Raw genomic sequence first — 16414 nt, 5'->3', positions numbered from 1 at the left:
CCTTGAACGACATGCGTTAAAAGTTAGTTGAACCGCCGTATGCCGAACGGCACGTACGGTGGTGTGAGAGGGGCTAGAGATTATCCCCTACTCGATTGTCAGAATTAATGATTTTCATTTTTAAATGGAAAATAAGAGGAAATTTTTAGGATTTTCTAAAATTTTACTGTAAATACACTTGACTATTCACAAAATAGGTGTATAATGTGTTGTGAACTACTTAACAAATAAAGATTTCCAGCTCATGTCGACTAAGGATGGAAATCTTGTGTATAGACAGTTCAGTAGATATATAATAGAGCGTTGCGTCCGAAAGTCTATCCAGACACGGCTCTTTAAAAACAAAAGGAGAAGATTATGAAAACAGAACCGATTCATCGTACCAGTATGTGGAAATTTAAGTTAAGTGCTGCCACCATGACTTTGATTCCCGCTGCCGTGGGGATTAACTATGTTGCCAAAGCCTTGGCGGAGGGGTTAAAATTGCCCGTTTGGCTGGGGTCTTTGGGAACCTTTCTTGCCAGCATGTTGGCTGGGCCGGTTGCCGGTGCCATTAGTGGTTTCATCAACAACGTGATTTATGGGCTGACCTTATCGCCAATTTCAACCGTGTATGCGATTACCAGTATCGGAATTGGGATTGCTGTCGGAGTTTTGCACGCCAATGGGTGGTTCTCGTCAGCGCGACGAGTATTTGTTTCTGCTATTATTATTGCCATCGTTTCAGCTGTCATTTCAACGCCACTCAACGTCATCTTTTGGGGTGGTCAGACCGGTATCGCTTGGGGTGACTCATTGTTTGCGGTAATGGTCGCCAATCATGCACCAGTGTGGTTGGCCTCATTTACCGATGAGTTTGTCTTGGATATTTTGGATAAAGTCTGCGTGGCCTACCTGGCATTCTTCATCTATCGTCAGCTGCCGAAGCGGATGGTGCACTTCTTTAGCGATGATAAATGATGACTGATAAAACATTGATTTCTGGAGCGCCACGGGTCAAGCTCAAGTGGTACCAGGTGATCGATCCGATTACTAAGCTCTTGTTCATCTTGGACATGACGTTGTTGAGCTTTGCCAGTATGAATTTATTGCTTCAGGCCGGATTAATTCTTGTCGCAACATTGCTATTGTTATTTTCCAAATTGAGTTCTACCACCTTTAAGGCGCTGGGATTCAGCCTGTTTCTGATTTGCACCATGCTGATCATCCAAGGGTTATTTTACAGTCGGAATCAAACTGTGCTGTTTTCTGTGCTTGGGGTGTCGTTCTACAAAGAAGGCCTGATTTACGCCACCACTCTGGGTTGTCGAGTATTGGTGATTATTTTGACCAGTGGCTTTTTTATGGTGACCACGAGTATTTCAGAAAACGCGACCTATTTGGAACTGTCCGGATTGTCTTATAAAACCGTCTACGTTCTGATGTCGGTGTGTTATATTTTGCCGGAAATGATGCGCAATATGCGGAAAATCCAGCAGGCACAAAAAGTTCGCGGAACCAATCCGCAAAAAACGTTGATTCAGAAATTAAAGTCAGTCCTGCCGGTTCTAATTCCATTGGTGATTAAGACCTTGGATCAATCGATGACGCGGTCGATTTCTCTCCAACTGAGAGGTTTTGATAATCTCAACCGGACTGTCAGAACCTCCCAGCGCGTGTATCGCCTGTCGCGGACGCTGCACATTGGTCTGACTGGATTGGCAATTTTATTGATTGGGTGGAAGATATGGACGAAGATAAACGGATTGTAATTGAAAATTTGACCACCCGTTATCCGGGTACTGAGCAACCACAACTGCGTCAGATTAACGCGGAGGTTCAGACCGGCCAGGTGGTTGGGATTATCGGGAATAGCCACTCTGGCAAATCGACTTTGTGCCGTGTGCTGGCAGGGGTCATTCCCAAAATTGTGTCTGCTGAGATTGAGGGCGATTGGCACATGTTTGGCCAGCGAGTGTCCGACAATTGGCCAGTTTATAATGCCATGAATGGAGTTGTACTGCAAAATCCAGCTGGCCAACTAAGCGGGTTGGCAGACACGGTTGCCGATGAAATAGCCTTTGACTTGATTAATCAGGGAATGGCTGAAGGACTGATTCAAAAACGGGTTGAAGAAGTTGCCACGCAAATGGGGCTGATTGAACAGCTGAATTTGCGTCTCGAGAGCCTTTCCGGTGGTCAGATCCAGCGGTTGGCAATTGCCACGGCGATTGTGGCTAATCCGGCTGTTTTGATTATGGATGATCCGACCAGTGAGATGGATCCCCTTGGCCGCCGGCAATTTTTCCAATGGCTGGCCCAAGTCAAAGAGACGACTGTCTTCATTGTCACCAGTGAAATTGACGATTTGTGCGAAGTCGCCGACGTTGTGTGGGTGCTGCACGAGGGTCAAATGGTAGCCCAGGGCAGGCCGGGTGAGGTGTTTAATCATTTGGTAGCTGACTGGCAGATTCCAGCCCCGACAATCCAGCAACTTGCTCAAAAAATGGATTGGCACTTGGCTGATGGCCGGTATCCGGTGAATTACGCTGATCTGAAGGAGGTTCGTTATGTCCACAATTGAACTGAGTCACCTGACGTTCACTTATCCGGAACGGTCCTTTAGCTTGGATGTTGAAGACAAACACTTCGCCGATCCGATGGTGGCGATTGTCGGCCAAAATGGTGCCGGCAAATCAACGCTCTTCAAATTGTTGACGGGCTTGCTGACACCACAAACCGGTGTGATTAAGATCGATGGAGAAAATTTTAATGATCTTAAACCAGTCGAAAAGTTACTGAAGGTTGGGATTACTTTTCAGAATCCTGACGATCAGCTTTTCAACCCGACCGTTCAACGAGAGGTGGAGTGGAATGTCGCGCAGGTCATGGATGACCACGACACGATTACGAGGCGGGCTTTAGCGGCTCTAAAAAGAGTTGGCTTGGATGATAAAACAGCTGAAAGTCCATATGACCTGTCATTGTCGGAACGCAAGCTGTTGAGCGTTGCCACAGTTTTGGCAGTGGATCCGGCGATTTATTTATTTGATGAGCCGATGATGTCGCTTGATTGGGAAAGCCGGCGCAAGTTGACCGCAATTTTCCATCAGTTGGCTGATTCGGGCCACCAAGTTGTGACCATCACCCATGACATGGATTGGGTCGCCGCCGAGTTTGAGTCGGTGTATGTTATGGAACACGGGAAGTTTGGCTTCGCCGGCAGTCCACGGGAATTGTTCAGCAATCACGAACTTGTCCAGCGAGTGGGATTACTACCACCGCGGATTATGGACATAGCGGAGTCGCTGGGTGATTCACAGACATATTTATCGGTTAATGATTATTGCCAGAAAAATCGAGATGTATAGAAAAAGTCACCTCTGCGGGTTTTCCAGGTTGAAGGATTAACTTCAGCTTCTGGCAAGAACTCACATGGGTGACTTTTGTGTTTAATAACGTTTCATGATCATCGGGTGCTTCCTCAGATCACTCGGTTTGATTTTACTTTGTTTCATGGTCATAATCATATACCATTTCTTTTGGATTTTTTGTTTGACTAATACAAAATAGGTCTTCATAGGTCTTCGCATTTTTAGCACCCATTAGGATCATCAGTATAATTTTCTGAATTAGGAGACTGTCCCATCACTATTCGAACTTCGTCTCCCAACTTACGCTGTTCCCATTCAATGGTGTAGGGCAAATCCTCATGACAGCTGTTTACCGTGAACAGTGGATATTCTGGGCTGCTACTAATGTCTTTTCAATCTATCTCTGGTAGGGAGAAAGCCTGCAAATCCAAGGGAAATACTTGATTTATCTCATTAACAGTCTAGTTGGTTGGTACCAGTGGAGCAAGGCTGCTAAGCAGAATACTGATTTACCTAACTAGGGAAAGATGTTTAAAAGTACTATTTTAAGTCTTGGGATAAAACAGATAGAGTTGATAATAAAGGATTTTATATTATGAAAAAGAGGATCGGCGGGTCCTCTTTTGTTGTTGAAAAGGTAAAAAACTCAGTAACCAAGAAATAAGGCAACTGAGCTCTATTTGCTATTCAATTTTTAGGAATGAGAAGGTCTAGATAAAATTGGCCAACTTCCTGGTCTGTAAAGTCTTGTCCTTTTTTGAGCCACCAGGTCAATGTCTCGACAAAGTTGGACACGACTAAGTGTTGGAGGTAAGAAGTAGGTAGATTAGGGTGAGCTTCTTTTAAATCATTAGTCATCAGGGAATAGACATGGTGTTCTAGCTCTTTATGGAGTTGACGGAGGAAGTAGTCATTTTTTGAAAATAGTAGACTGGTGATATGGTCTTGGTTTTTTTGAAAGTGAAGAAAGAGATGGGCGAGGTAATCCTCGGTTGAAATGGACTCCTCTCTTTCAAAGAGGTGATGGAAGAGGTCGCGACAAAGTTCGTCCAGAAGTAGTTCCTTACTCTCATAGTGACAGTAAAAGGTGGATCGTCCCACATCTGCGAGATCAATGATATCCTGAACCGTAGTAGACTCGTAGCTCTTATCGTTCAAAAGTTGTAGAAAAGCTTGATAGATGGCTTTTTTTGTTTTACTGATACGGCGGTCAATGTTAGTCATATGGACACTTGAGGCAAATTGTTCAGAACTGAATAAAGCTGACGTTTTGCTTCTATCCTTTCTTTGAGTTTTAGTGGATAATGATAATGAACAAGGTGTTCATAAATCTATTATAACAAAGGAATGAGAAAGATGAAGGCAAAATATACTGTTTGGGTAGCTTTTTTCTTAAATTTAAGCTATGCCATTGTTGAGTTTATCGCAGGAGGAATCTTTGGTTCGAGTGCTGTTCTTGCTGATTCTGTCCATGACTTGGGAGATGCTATAGCCATTGGCATATCGGCCTTTCTAGAAACAATCTCAAATAGAGAAGAAGATAGGCAGTACACCTTGGGTTACAAGCGATTTAGTCTTTTAGGAGCACTAGTGACTGCTGTGATTCTTATCACAGGATCCATCCTAGTGATTTTGGAAAATACAACTAAACTTTTTAATCCACAGCCCGTTAATGATGAAGGTATCCTCTGGCTAGGAATGATTGCGGTTACTATCAATGTATTAGCTAGTCTTGTGGTCCGAAAGGGACAAACAAAGAACGAGTCAATTCTGAGTCTGCATTTTCTAGAAGATACTCTTGGTTGGTTGGCTGTCATTCTGATGGCAATTGTTCTTCGATTTACAGATTGGTATATTCTTGATCCGCTCTTATCGCTTGTCATTTCCATCTTCATTTTAATCAAAGCCATTCCTCGCTTTTGGAGCACACTCAAGATTTTCTTGGATGCTGTGCCAGAAGGTGTCGATATCAAGCAAGTCATGAGTGACTTAGAGGAATTAGACAATGTGGCTAGCCTTAACCAGCTTAATCTCTGGACTATGGATGGTTTGGAAAAAAATGCCATTGTTCATGTTTGCCTAAAAGAAATTGAACAGATGGAAACTTGTAAAGAATTCATACGAAACTTGCTAAAAGATTGTGGATTTCAAAACATCACTATTGAAGTTGATGACGACCTAGAAACTCACCAAGCACATAAGCGCAATATAGCAGAGTTAGAAGCAAGTCATGATCAAAATCATCATCATTGATGAGGTGTAGTATAAGTGAGCGAAAGCATAATAAAAAGTGTATACTTAAACTAGTAAAAATGGAGAGGATATGTTAATGAAATCAGCAGTATATACAAAGGCGGGTCAGGTTGGACTTGCTACAATTGAACGTCCGCAAATTATAGACGCAGATGATGTTATTATTCGTGTAGTTCGCGCGTGCGTTTGCGGATCGGATCTGTGGAGGTACCGTAATCCAGAAACGAAAGCTGGACACAAAAATAGTGGACACGAAGCGATTGGGATTGTCGAAGAAACTGGGGAAGCCATTACGACGGTGAAGCCAGGTGATTTTGTCATCGTCCCTTTTACACATGGATGTGGTCAGTGTGATGCCTGTCGTGCAGGATTTGATGGTTCTTGTGACAATCATATTGGAAATAATCTAGGAGGGAATTTCCAAGCTGAATATATCCGTTTCCACTATGCCAATTGGGCACTTGTCAAAATACCTGGGCAACCGTCTGACTACACAGAAGGTATGCTAAAGTCCCTCTTGACTCTTGCTGATGTCATGCCGACAGGCTATCATGCGGCGCGTGTTGCTAATGTTCAAAAAGGGGATAAGGTTGTGGTCATTGGTGATGGTGCTGTAGGTCAATGTGCTGTCATCGCGGCGAAGATGCGTGGTGCATCGCAAATTATCCTTATGAGTCGTCATGAAGAGCGTCAAAAGATGGCTCTGGAGTCGGGGGCGACAGCTATTGTAGCTGAGCGAGGTCAAGAAGGTATTGCCAAGGTGCGTGAAATTCTCGGTGGCGGAGCAGACGCAGCACTTGAATGTGTTGGTACGGAGGCTGCTGTAGAACAGGCGCTAGGTGTTCTTCATAATGGAGGGCGTATGGGATTTGTAGGAGTCCCACACTATCAGAATCGTGCTCTTGGTTCGACATTTATGCAAAATATTTCTGTAGCAGGTGGGGCAGCTTCTGCGACAACATACGATAAGCAATTTTTACTAAAAGCTGTTCTTGATGGCGATATCAACCCAGGCCGTGTCTTTACTTCAAGCTATAAATTAGAAGATATTGATCAAGCTTATAAAGATATGGATGAACGTAAGACCATTAAGTCTATGATTGTGATGGACTAAAAAAGAAAATCCTAATGGAGATTTGATACTCTCTATTAGGATTTTTGTCATGTTTAATTTGTGGAGTTATGGCAGAGTACTCTCTCTCAATGTCAGTCTGGTTCCCAGCATGGTCAGGCTTGGAATTTTTCGTCCATGCAAAACTTCCTTATTAAGAATATCCATACCTGCTCGGCCCATTTCTTCAGTATAAACTGTGATGCTGGAGAGGGGAGGATAAACCTGCTTGGTCAGGCTGGTATCGTTAAAGGAAATGAGGCTGACCCGGTCTGGCAGGCTGATTCCAGCTTCTTGGAGGGCACGGAGGGCACCGATGGCTAAACTATCGCTAGCTGCAAAAAATGCTGGAGGGAGTTGGTCTCCTAAGCTCTGAATTGCTTCCTTCATCAAGTCATAGCCAGACTGGGCAGTAAAGTTTCCTTGAAAGACCAGTTCATCATGATAGATTCCCTTTGTTTGACTGTAGTTCTTGAAATTTTCAAGTCGCTTGTCCTGAATGATTTCTTCTTGGTCAGTTGTCTCCTCAAGACCTGTTAGAATCCCGATACGATCGATTCCTTGGCTGAGGAAATAATCGACAACCTGTTTCATGGCAGTGTAAAAGTCCGTGATAATACAGGTATGTCCTAGTGAAAGAGTATCGCTATCTAGAAAGACAAGAGGCTTTTGGTATTCTTCAAAGGCAGAAATCTGAGCTCGACTAAACTTTCCGATGCAGAGAATGCCAATCACTTCCTCGCTTAGGGTAAAAGGATGGTCATTAAAATAGCGCAAGATATCGTAGTCCAACTCCTGGGCTCTTTTTTCTATGCCTAGGCGAATCTGGTAGTAGTAGAGGTCGTCCAGCTCTCCTTGTTCGCTGACCCATTGGATAATGGCAATCTTTTGCTTGGGCTTGTGGGGCTCGCCTGTCTTAAGGTGTTTGGTGTAGCCCAGTTCTTCAGCAACGGTTAAAATACGGTGTCTAGTTTCTTCTGTGACAGATAGGCTCTGGTCGCGATTGAGAACACGGGATACGGTCGCGATAGAGACAGAGGCTAGCTGTGCAATGTCTTTTAAGGTAGCCATAAATCCTCCTTGATTAGGTTAGTATATCATATTTTTCTTCTTTTTACTGATAATTTAGTAAAATTTTAGTAAAAAGGATTGACCTTGGAAACTCCCTTGGATACAATAGAAGAAAACGATTACACGTTAAGACGACTTAACGGACAGTAAAAGGAGAATTCATATGACACAACATCTTACTGCTGAAGCCCTTCGCAAAGACTTTCTTGCCGTTTTTGGTCAAGAAGCAGAGCAAACTTTCTTTTCACCAGGTCGTATCAATTTGATTGGTGAACACACAGACTACAACGGTGGGCATGTTTTTCCAGCTGCTATTTCTTTGGGAACATACGGGGCAGCTCGCAAGCGTGACGACCAAGTCTTGCGTTTCTATTCAGCCAACTTTGAGGACAAGGGGATCATTGAAGTTCCTCTTGCAGGCCTCAAGTTTGAAAAAGAGCACAACTGGACCAACTATCCAAAAGGTGTCCTTCATTTCTTGCAAGAAGCTGGGCATGTGATTGACAAAGGGTTTGATTTTTATGTGTATGGGAATATCCCAAATGGTGCTGGCTTGTCTTCATCAGCATCCTTGGAACTCTTGACAGGGGTCGTGGCAGAGCATCTCTTTGATTTAAAACTAGACCGTTTGGATTTGGTTAAAATCGGTAAACAAACAGAAAACAACTTTATCGGAGTAAACTCTGGTATCATGGATCAGTTTGCCATCGGTATGGGTGCAGACCAACGTGCTATTTACCTAGATACCAACACCTTAGAATACGACTTGGTGCCACTTGATTTGAAGGACAATGTCGTTGTTATCATGAACACTAACAAACGCCGTGAATTGGCCGACTCTAAATACAATGAACGTCGTGCTGAGTGTGAAAAAGCAGTGGAAGAGTTGCAAGTTGCCTTGGATATTCAGACCTTGGGTGAATTGGACGAGTGGACTTTTGATGAATATAGCTACTTGATTAAAGACGAAAATCGTTTGAAACGTGCTCGCCATGCTGTGCTTGAAAACCAACGTACCCTCAAAGCTCAAGTAGCCCTTCAAGCAGGAGATTTGGAAACATTTGGTCGTTTGATGAATGCGTCACACGTTTCTCTGGAGCATGATTATGAAGTAACTGGTTTGGAATTGGATACTCTTGTTCACACAGCTTGGGCACAAGAAGGCGTTCTCGGTGCTCGTATGACAGGGGCAGGTTTTGGCGGATGTGCCATTGCCTTGGTTCAAAAAGATGCTGTTGATACCTTTAAGGAAGCTGTTGGCAAACACTACGAGAAAGTAGTTGGCTACGCTCCAAGCTTCTATATCGCTGAAGTTGCAGGTGGCACTCGCGTCCTTGACTAGTCAAAAGGAGGCTCTATAGTGACCTTAGTAGATAAATTTGTAACACATGTTATTTCTGAAAGTTCATTTGAGGAAATGGATCGAATCTACTTGACCAATCGTGTCTTGGCACGAGTGGGAGACGGTGTTTTAGAAGTTGAGACCAATCTAGATAAATTGATTGACCTCAAGGATCAGCTAGTCGAGGAGGCAGTTAGATTAGAGACGATTGAAGATAGTCAGACTGCGCGTGAAATCCTTGGTGCTGAACTGATGGACTTGGTGACCCCTTGTCCAAGTCAGGTTAATCGTGACTTCTGGGGAACTTACGCCCAATCTCCTGAGCAAGCGATAGCGGATTTCTATCAACTCAGTCAAAAAAATGACTACATCAAACTCAAGGCCATTGCTAAAAATATCGCCTATAGGGTTCCATCTGACTACGGTGAGCTTGAAATTACTATCAATCTCTCTAAGCCTGAAAAGGATCCCAAAGAGATTGCGGCAGCCAAGTTGGTGCAAGCTAGCAATTATCCCCAGTGTCAGCTTTGTCTAGAGAATGAGGGCTACCATGGTCGGGTCAACCACCCAGCTCGCAGCAATCACCGTATTATCCGTTTTGAAATGGCTGGTCAGGAGTGGGGCTTTCAGTATTCGCCCTATGCTTACTTTAATGAGCATTGTATCTTCTTAGACGGTCAGCATCGTCCCATGGCTATTAGTCGTCAGAGTTTTGAGCGTTTGCTGGCTATCGTAGAGCAGTTTCCAGGCTATTTTGCAGGTTCCAATGCCGACCTGCCAATAGTGGGAGGTTCTATTCTCACCCATGATCACTATCAGGGAGGCCGTCACGTATTTCCTATGGAAATGGCTCCCTTGCAAAAGACCTTCCGATTTACTGGTTTTGAACAGGTCAAGGCTGGGATTGTCAAGTGGCCCATGTCAGTGCTGCGGTTGACTTCGGATTCCAAAGAGGATTTGATTAACTTGGCTGACAAGATTTTGCAGGAATGGTGCCAGTATTCAGACCCTACAGTGCAGATTTTGGCAGAGACAGACGGGACACCGCATCACACCATCACACCTATAGCGCGTAAGCGTGATGGCCAGTTTGAGTTGGACTTAGTCTTGCGAGACAATCAGACATCGTCAGAGCATTCTGACGGCATCTATCATCCTCACAAGGATGTCCAACATATCAAGAAGGAAAATATCGGCTTAATTGAGGTCATGGGCTTGGCTATCTTGCCACCACGTCTGAAAGAAGAAGTGGAGCAAGTCGCTAGCTATCTCGTGGGAGAAGCTGATACAGTTGTCACTTATCATCAGGAATGGGCAGACCAACTCAGAGTCCACCATCCAGATCTAACGGATAAAGAAAAAGCCCTTGAAATCGTCAAGGACTCTGTGGGTACTATCTTTGAGCGTGTACTTGAGGATGCAGGAGTCTACAAACAGACGGAACAAGGACAGGCAGCCTTTATGCGCTTTGTAGAACAAGTCGGAATTTTGTCAGACTAGGAACTTTCTCCTTGCGCAGTCCTATAAAAAGTAGTATCATAGTGTCGTTTGAAATATCAGGAGGAAACGATGAAAGATTTTCATTTTGACGCTATATCTGCCTTTGAAAATTACGAAATTGAACAAATGAGAGATGGTCACGTTGTGGTGACAACAAAAGTAGTGGACTCGTCGCTCAACTACTATGGCAATGCCCATGGTGGCTATCTATTCACACTATGTGACCAAATCAGTGGTTTGGTGGTTATCTCGCTAGGACTAGACGGGGTGACTCTCCAATCCTCTATCAACTACCTCAAGGCAGGAAAACTCGACGATGTGCTGACCATTAAAGGAGAATGTGTTCATCAAGGTCGTACAACCTGTGTGGTGGATGTCGATATTACCAATCAAGAAGGCAGAAATGTCTGTAAAGCAACCTTTACCATGTTTGTCACAGGCCAGCGATCAGAAGACAGACAGGTAAGGATATAGAGAAACAAAAGAGAGTCTGAACAGAAAGTCTTAAAAATTAGAAAAAGGCATAATATCAGGTGTTGAAAACCTTGATATTATGCCTTTTATTGTAGGAAGATTAACTTCATTTTTCTTATAATTGAGTTTCTATTCAGTTTTTTTGTTATTTTCATTTAAAAAATGTATAAATCAAAACTATTGTTATATTGAATTATAAATTGGCGTCTCAAAAATTAATCATTTTAACTATCAAGACTATCCATCAAAATTTTGGAAATAATTGTATGACCAGCTCCCGAAGAATAACTTGAGTATAAACCATTTGGAAGCCAATTTTCATATGAAGAATTTATTTTTTTGATTGCTATATTGATTTCTTCTAATAAACTTTGCTTATCACTTATTACAACAGATTTTTCTTTTAAATAACTATTTATAAATTTAACAATTGCACTAGACCCAATGGTACCTTGAATAATACTATTACCCCCCTTATTCTTATACAGCTGTGGCCATTTATTTTCAATAGAATTCCAAATAGTATTGATAACCTCTAAACAAAAATCTATGCATTCAGTTAATTCTGAAAAACCATCTAAAGAAATAAGATTTTTATTATTTAAATAATTAACAATTGGCATATATGCTCTGACAAACGAGTTAAGAGAAATTATCTTCCCTGTAGCTCTCGGCGTCCCTTCCCAAGCGATATTATTATAAAAATGCGAATCTTTAGAACCATCCAATTTTCGAGCAATCTCTACTAAAATATATTGTTTTTTAGCTGAAATTTCTTTTTCTTCGAAATTTGAGTATAGTGTTTTAGCTATTAGGGCTAAAGAGGTATCAACCTTTTTTGAGGTTTTGTTTATAGTTATAAATGTCTCAACTTCCAGATTTATACTCGGCTTTATTAAAGTAATAATGTTAACTTCATAATCCTTAATTCTTTCATATAGGGCATTATCTCTATCCTTAATATTTTTAAATGCTTGAACTCTATGTTGACCATCAACAATATACAATGTTTCATCTTCTCGTAAAGAACAAATGATTGGGCTTGGGAAAAGAAAGTTCCCTTTTTTAAATTCTTCAGTAATATATTTTTCTATTTTAGAGACATGTTTTTCATTTATTTCTCGTTGATAACCTTTAAAAGTCTGAGGGTCAAAAACATCTACTACCGTTACTCCAATTAATTTATCTATAGTCATATTTATAGATTCAATCCCAGCAAATCCTGAGTGGATTTGATTAATTTTATTCGCTTTCATCTAATTTTATCCTTTTTGTTTTAAATCCGTCTTTCTCTAACAATCCTAATAGTGAAGGCTTGTTGTTTTGAACTTCTTCGTCCTCATCATCGTCCTTATAAATATCTAACACTTCATCTTCAATTTCACTTTCCGAATCTAATTCATAATATTCTATAATGGAAAAAATAATAACATCTAAAAAACTCTCATGTTCTATACTTTCAAAACAGTACTCAAAAATTTTCTTAATTGATTCTAATTCATCCGGATGAAGTATAGTAGATAGTATTCCTTTCAAATCATCATAAACGAAACTGTCTTTTAGATTTATAAAAATGAAACTGCTTTTTATTTCAATTTTTTTGTTACTCATCAACTGAATTAGTAACTCTTCCATGACTTTATTATTTTTACGAATAAACACATTAAAGAAAATTGAATATAAATAATGAGAATTTAGAGGATCTACCAATTGACTTTCTTCAAGATAAATCGTGAGCAGTTGTTTCAATAACTTATCTTTTTCATATGTTTCTTTGCTTAGTAGATATAGCTGTCTATCGCAACTAGTAAGAGTGTTCCATATCTCCTCAACATTCCTCTTTTTTTCGTCAATACGAAAATCAAAATTATTTGGCTTATAAATTGAACCATGTTCAACTTCTCCCCACAAATTATGAACAGACGATTTAATTTGTATTTCAAATCCAAATTTTAGTTCGGGGTCTACTTCCGATTTCACAAAACCCTTGAACTTCATTATTGGGTGACCATTAGCTTGTTGATTAGTTGGATTCAATTGATTGTCCGAAATTTCAATATGTTCCTTCTTTTTTAAAAAACTAATCAACTCATTAGCAAATTGCTCCTCTTCATTGAAAAATAATGTATTTATTCTATAACCAATAAAGTCAGGTAAGTTACTACTAAGAGTTTTTTTATTTACTTCATCATTCTCTTCGTCATATATCCAGCTACTTATATAATTATTTCTGACTAATTTATCCACAAAGCTAACGTCTGTTTTTATCCTATTTTGTTTTCCTATAATCTTTTTATGATTGTTACTATCTATAAACTCTTGAAGGTATTCATTTAAACGATTATTAGCTTTGTTCACAGAATCAGAGAGCAATTTAAATATTTTTAACCAGTCCTGTTTACTCGCTACCATGTTATTTCTCCCATTTTTTAATATAGTCCCCAATTTTTTTTACAATTTCTGTTACTAAAGCATTCCCCATAAAGAACATACGCATTTTATCAGAAACGTCAACAATAGACCCATCAATTAATTTCTTTTTTGCTGTCCAATTATCTGGAAAATCTTGAAGACGTTCTGCTTCAACCGGAGTTATAAGACGGTATTTACCATTAACTTTAAGAAAATGGGTTGAACGGTTAACGGTACCTTCAGAAGTTAACATTGTACGACCAGGTAAATGTAAATCGTCATAAGGAGCCATTCCGCCTTCTGAATAGATATAAGTATGGCCATCGGCAGAAGTACGTTCTATTCGTTTAGGACCGCGTAGGAATTGGAATTTTTCCAATTTTGCTGGATCTGTAATGAAATATTTATCAGGAACATCCTTTTCATCCTGAAGAATTTCACCTAATGTAATTGGTCTTCTATTAAAGTTAGGCTCTGTATCGATAGAGTAGTATTTTCCATATCTCATAATCCCTGTGTTCCAGACAGTACCTGTGAAATTATCAGATACCTCTACGATATCATCTCCAAGTTCATGAAAAACATGTCTATTTTTAACTGGTATGTTTTTAATTGGAAATTGGGTCGCGAATAAACCTGTTCTAAACAAATAATCATCATATTTATTTTCTTCAGCTACAGATTCATTGTTTTCATATTGTTCATCAACTGATTTAGCAAATTTGGTATCATTACGATATACGAAAAAGAATACACGACGTCTTCGTTGGCTTCTTCCATACTCAGCAGCATTAATAACTCTCCACTCTACAGAATATCCAAGATTATTAAAAGCTGTTAGCATGATTGCAAAATCACGTCCTCTCTGTTTTGAGGGCGCTTTTAAAAGCCTATCCACATTTTCCAGAATTAAGTATTTGGGTTTAATGATTTCCGTTGCTCTAATGATTTCCCAAAATAAAACTCCTTTTTTTCCTTCAATACCTTTCTCATTTTTCTTGCTACGCGCAACAGAGTAATCTTGGCAAGGAAAACCACCGACAATCATATCGGCATCCATTTTGGAAAATTGTTCGTCTGTTATATCAGAGATACTAATATTGATGTTTTCGCTATTGGGGAAGTGATAATCATAGACCTCAAATGCGTCTTGAGATTTACGAGATGGTTCCCATTGGTTTGCCCATTTTGTTTTAAAGAGTTGCTTATCGGCATTTTCTAATCCTATCCGAAAACCGCCAACTCCAGCAAATAGTTCGAGAACTTTCATCTTTTCTCCTTCATTTTTTTACAGTTTAGTCCATTATATACTATTTTCAATGATTGATCAAGTATTAATGTTTGCTTTAGTTTAATTTGATATAATATAAAAGATAGGAGAAGAAAATGGATCAAAACTTATTTAACTATAACGATGAAGATATCGATAGTGTTATTGAATATTCTCACAAACTATTAAATAGAAAATTTTCCGATGTTATGGAAGAGTATAATCGTTCTCTTTATAAATCATATGACGATTATAATGATAGAGTAGTCTCTGAGGTACAAGATAAAGCAATTAGTATGAAGTCAAAAGGGCAGTATGGAAATTATATTGAAAAATATTTCTATGGTTATCAGCCAAATAGTGACTCGAAAGCTGACTTTGAAAAAATAGGTGTAGAATTAAAAGTTACTCCTTTTAAGATAAACAAAAATGGGACACTTAGTGCCAAAGAACGACTTGTATTGACAATACTAAACTATATGGAGGAAAATTTAGAGGATTTTTACTCCACTCATTTATGGAAAAAATGTGCAAAGATTTTGTTATTGTTTTACAATGGCTTAATTCCTAATCAAACAATGGAGGACTATATCATTGAAAAAATATTTTTATATGAATGGTTTGAGGAGGACATGGCAGTCATCCTTGAAGACTATCAGAAGATTGCAGATAAAATCAAAAATGGAAGGGCGCATGAATTATCAGAATCAGATGGAAACTATTTATCAACTTGTACAAAAGGAGCAGGTAAAGGAAAGGATTTAAGACAGCAACCATTTAGTCATGAATTAGCAAAACAAAGAGCTTGGGAATTAAAATCAAGTTATATGACCTATCTGATTAATCATAAAATCTTTAACCAATCAGATCAAGAAAGTGTTCTGGCAAATTTTAGAGGTGAGAAAAAATCATTTACTGAGGTTATTGCAGAGAAGATTCTCTCCTATAAAGGTTTCTCTGAACAAGAGTTATATGATAGATTTGAAGTGAATCCAAAAGCCAAAGGTAAGAATAGTACTTTGATTAGAAAAATTTTAGGATTAACAGGGGATTTAGATAAGACAAAAGAATTTCAAAAAGCAAACATGAATTTGAGAGTTATTCGAGTAGATAAGAATAATTTACCTAAGGAAGACTCCCCATTTAAAACTTATTGTTTTAAAGAACTAGCAGCAACAGATAGTTGGGAATCATCACATGTTTATAATGAAATATATAATAAACGATTCCTCTTCGTTATTTTTAAGGAAATTGAACCTAAGCTATTTGTATTAGATTCTATCAAGTTTTGGGGATTTCAGGATAGACAATTAGAAGAAATACAAAGAGTATGGCAGGAAACTAGACAAATTATTTCTGACGGAGTTAAATTAACTCAAAATGGTAATAAAGTTTCAACTAATTTCCCTCAAAGTAAGATAAATAGAATCCTATTTACGAAATTACATGCTACCAATGCTTATTATGAAATTGAAAAAGGAAAATTTGTTGGGAAAGGCTCATTATCTGATACGGATGAACTTCCAGATGGACGTAGGATTACAAAACACTCCTTTTGGATGCCTAAGAAGTTTATAAAAGAAATATTAGATGGGAATTGGGATTGATTGTATTTATAATCAATTTGT

The 16414-nt window shown here is 39.5% G+C and carries 15 protein-coding genes and 1 pseudogene; 11 read left to right on the top strand and 5 right to left on the bottom strand.

Annotation, left to right across the window (positions count from 1 at the left end):
• Window positions 1-357: 357 nt before the first annotated feature.
• The 5 genes and pseudogenes from CJ239_RS09810 to pnuC form a co-directional block, all read left to right on the top strand.
• Window positions 358-960, top strand: coding sequence for a hypothetical protein (locus tag CJ239_RS09810; RefSeq protein ID WP_012000350.1), 603 nt, complete (start codon window positions 358-360; stop codon window positions 958-960).
• Window positions 960-1751 carry an energy-coupling factor transporter transmembrane component T gene (locus CJ239_RS09805; RefSeq protein WP_180958266.1) on the top strand — a complete coding sequence of 264 codons (792 nt, stop codon included), beginning with the start codon at window positions 960-962 and terminating at the stop codon, window positions 1749-1751. Before CJ239_RS09810 ends, CJ239_RS09805 begins: the two co-directional genes overlap by 1 nt.
• A complete protein-coding gene (locus tag CJ239_RS09800) occupies window positions 1727-2563 on the top strand; it encodes an ABC transporter ATP-binding protein (RefSeq protein ID WP_102211423.1) in 837 nt (278 codons plus the stop codon). The genes CJ239_RS09805 and CJ239_RS09800 overlap by 25 nt, the downstream gene beginning before the upstream one ends.
• Window positions 2550-3350, top strand: a complete 801-nt coding sequence (locus tag CJ239_RS09795; RefSeq protein WP_000103848.1) for an energy-coupling factor ABC transporter ATP-binding protein — start codon at window positions 2550-2552, stop codon at window positions 3348-3350. The genes CJ239_RS09800 and CJ239_RS09795 overlap by 14 nt, the downstream gene beginning before the upstream one ends.
• Window positions 3351-3670: 320 nt before the next feature.
• Window positions 3671-3874: pseudogene (gene pnuC, locus CJ239_RS09790) on the top strand (nicotinamide riboside transporter PnuC); the annotation flags it as partial.
• Window positions 3875-4040: 166 nt separating this feature from the next.
• On the opposite strand, the gene CJ239_RS09785 reads toward pnuC, so the two are convergent.
• On the bottom strand, window positions 4041-4577 hold the full coding sequence (locus tag CJ239_RS09785; RefSeq protein ID WP_033681430.1) for a TetR/AcrR family transcriptional regulator: 537 nt from the start codon (window positions 4575-4577) through the stop codon (window positions 4041-4043).
• A 132-nt stretch (window positions 4578-4709) separates the two neighbouring features.
• On the opposite strand from CJ239_RS09785, the gene CJ239_RS09780 reads away from it, so the two are divergent.
• Together CJ239_RS09780 and CJ239_RS09775 are read left to right on the top strand one after the other, a co-directional pair.
• Window positions 4710-5606, top strand: a complete 897-nt coding sequence (locus CJ239_RS09780; RefSeq protein ID WP_180958265.1) for a cation diffusion facilitator family transporter — start codon at window positions 4710-4712, stop codon at window positions 5604-5606.
• A gap of 76 nt (window positions 5607-5682) precedes the next feature.
• Window positions 5683-6720, top strand: a complete 1038-nt coding sequence (locus CJ239_RS09775; protein WP_102211426.1) for a zinc-binding dehydrogenase — start codon at window positions 5683-5685, stop codon at window positions 6718-6720.
• 66 nt (window positions 6721-6786) lie between these two features.
• Here the strand turns inward: CJ239_RS09775 and galR are convergent, their stop codons facing one another.
• Window positions 6787-7788 (bottom strand): DNA-binding transcriptional regulator GalR, encoded by a 1002-nt coding sequence (gene galR / locus CJ239_RS09770; RefSeq protein ID WP_102211421.1) that lies wholly within the window; start codon window positions 7786-7788, stop codon window positions 6787-6789.
• A 163-nt stretch (window positions 7789-7951) separates the two neighbouring features.
• Between galR and CJ239_RS09765 the strand changes: the two genes are divergently transcribed.
• From CJ239_RS09765 to CJ239_RS09755, 3 genes are all read left to right on the top strand, one after another.
• Window positions 7952-9130 (top strand): galactokinase, encoded by a 1179-nt coding sequence (locus tag CJ239_RS09765; RefSeq protein ID WP_102211420.1) that lies wholly within the window; start codon window positions 7952-7954, stop codon window positions 9128-9130.
• Window positions 9131-9148: 18 nt separating this feature from the next.
• Window positions 9149-10630: a UDP-glucose--hexose-1-phosphate uridylyltransferase gene (locus tag CJ239_RS09760; protein WP_102211419.1), complete on the top strand. Its 1482-nt coding sequence runs from the start codon at window positions 9149-9151 to the stop codon at window positions 10628-10630.
• Between the two features lie 69 nt (window positions 10631-10699).
• Window positions 10700-11104 (top strand): PaaI family thioesterase, encoded by a 405-nt coding sequence (locus CJ239_RS09755; RefSeq protein WP_000651223.1) that lies wholly within the window; start codon window positions 10700-10702, stop codon window positions 11102-11104.
• A 224-nt stretch (window positions 11105-11328) separates the two neighbouring features.
• Here the strand turns inward: CJ239_RS09755 and CJ239_RS09750 are convergent, their stop codons facing one another.
• The 3 genes from CJ239_RS09750 to CJ239_RS09740 are packed head-to-tail and all read right to left on the bottom strand — an operon-like array spanning window position 11329 to window position 14786.
• Window positions 11329-12360, bottom strand: a complete 1032-nt coding sequence (locus CJ239_RS09750) for a DGQHR domain-containing protein (protein ID WP_102211418.1) — start codon at window positions 12358-12360, stop codon at window positions 11329-11331.
• Window positions 12347-13516 carry a hypothetical protein gene (locus tag CJ239_RS09745; RefSeq protein ID WP_102211417.1) on the bottom strand — a complete coding sequence of 390 codons (1170 nt, stop codon included), beginning with the start codon at window positions 13514-13516 and terminating at the stop codon, window positions 12347-12349. Before CJ239_RS09745 ends, CJ239_RS09750 begins: the two co-directional genes overlap by 14 nt.
• A gap of 1 nt (window position 13517) precedes the next feature.
• Window positions 13518-14786 (bottom strand): DNA cytosine methyltransferase, encoded by a 1269-nt coding sequence (locus CJ239_RS09740; RefSeq protein ID WP_102211416.1) that lies wholly within the window; start codon window positions 14784-14786, stop codon window positions 13518-13520.
• A 116-nt stretch (window positions 14787-14902) separates the two neighbouring features.
• On the opposite strand from CJ239_RS09740, the gene CJ239_RS09735 reads away from it, so the two are divergent.
• Window positions 14903-16393: a Sau3AI family type II restriction endonuclease gene (locus CJ239_RS09735; protein WP_102211415.1), complete on the top strand. Its 1491-nt coding sequence runs from the start codon at window positions 14903-14905 to the stop codon at window positions 16391-16393.
• Window positions 16394-16414: the final 21 nt, after the last annotated feature.

It is taken from the genome of Streptococcus sp. UMB0029 (genome assembly GCF_002871495.1).
GTDB lineage: Bacteria > Bacillota > Bacilli > Lactobacillales > Streptococcaceae > Streptococcus.
Note: the sequence above shows the minus strand (reverse complement) of the source record. Positions and strands in the feature narration are given on the sequence as shown.

What these genes read in the sequence shown, in the direction of transcription:
- CJ239_RS09745 (WP_102211417.1), bottom strand. Translation starts at nt 13,516, where the DNA reads ATGGTAGCGAGTAAACAGGACTGGTTAAAAATATTTAAATTGCTCTCT.
- CJ239_RS09795 (WP_000103848.1), top strand. Translation starts at nt 2,550, where the DNA reads ATGTCCACAATTGAACTGAGTCACCTGACGTTCACTTATCCGGAACGG.
- CJ239_RS09780 (WP_180958265.1), top strand. Translation starts at nt 4,710, where the DNA reads ATGAAGGCAAAATATACTGTTTGGGTAGCTTTTTTCTTAAATTTAAGC.
- CJ239_RS09735 (WP_102211415.1), top strand. Translation starts at nt 14,903, where the DNA reads ATGGATCAAAACTTATTTAACTATAACGATGAAGATATCGATAGTGTT.
- CJ239_RS09755 (WP_000651223.1), top strand. Translation starts at nt 10,700, where the DNA reads ATGAAAGATTTTCATTTTGACGCTATATCTGCCTTTGAAAATTACGAA.
- CJ239_RS09740 (WP_102211416.1), bottom strand. Translation starts at nt 14,786, where the DNA reads ATGAAAGTTCTCGAACTATTTGCTGGAGTTGGCGGTTTTCGGATAGGA.
- galR (WP_102211421.1), bottom strand. Translation starts at nt 7,788, where the DNA reads ATGGCTACCTTAAAAGACATTGCACAGCTAGCCTCTGTCTCTATCGCG.
- CJ239_RS09805 (WP_180958266.1), top strand. Translation starts at nt 960, where the DNA reads ATGACTGATAAAACATTGATTTCTGGAGCGCCACGGGTCAAGCTCAAG.
- CJ239_RS09775 (WP_102211426.1), top strand. Translation starts at nt 5,683, where the DNA reads ATGAAATCAGCAGTATATACAAAGGCGGGTCAGGTTGGACTTGCTACA.
- CJ239_RS09785 (WP_033681430.1), bottom strand. Translation starts at nt 4,577, where the DNA reads ATGACTAACATTGACCGCCGTATCAGTAAAACAAAAAAAGCCATCTAT.
- CJ239_RS09800 (WP_102211423.1), top strand. Translation starts at nt 1,727, where the DNA reads ATGGACGAAGATAAACGGATTGTAATTGAAAATTTGACCACCCGTTAT.
- CJ239_RS09750 (WP_102211418.1), bottom strand. Translation starts at nt 12,360, where the DNA reads ATGAAAGCGAATAAAATTAATCAAATCCACTCAGGATTTGCTGGGATT.
- CJ239_RS09810 (WP_012000350.1), top strand. Translation starts at nt 358, where the DNA reads ATGAAAACAGAACCGATTCATCGTACCAGTATGTGGAAATTTAAGTTA.
- CJ239_RS09765 (WP_102211420.1), top strand. Translation starts at nt 7,952, where the DNA reads ATGACACAACATCTTACTGCTGAAGCCCTTCGCAAAGACTTTCTTGCC.